Source organism: Blastococcus sp. VKM Ac-2987 (assembly GCF_026967805.1).
Taxonomy (GTDB): Bacteria; Actinomycetota; Actinomycetes; order Mycobacteriales; family Geodermatophilaceae; genus Blastococcus.
The window spans coordinates 1-239 of record NZ_JAPVBG010000012.1; the positions used below are offsets into that span (position 1 = coordinate 1).

A 239-nucleotide genomic window follows, 5' to 3' on the forward strand; every position below is an offset into this window, starting at 1 on the left:
TCACCCTGGGGACGACGGTCCTGCCAGCTGCCCTGCGGACGATCCGAGCGCTGCGGACGGTCACCCTGGGGCCGGCGGTCCTGCCAGCTGCCCTGCGGACGGTCACCCTGCGGACGCTGAGGCCGGTCACCCTGCGGGCGCTGAGGCCGATCACCCTGCGGACGCTGAGGCCGATCACCCTGGGGACGACGGTCCTGCCAGCTGCCCTGCGGACGATCCGAGCGCTGCGGACGGTCACC

Annotated in this window: 1 protein-coding gene; it reads left to right on the forward strand. The window is 74.1% G+C overall.

The genetic code is table 11. The features are described from left to right. A partial coding sequence (locus O2W17_RS22195; RefSeq protein WP_269194660.1) for a hypothetical protein occupies window positions 1-239 on the forward strand: 239 nt, incomplete at both ends.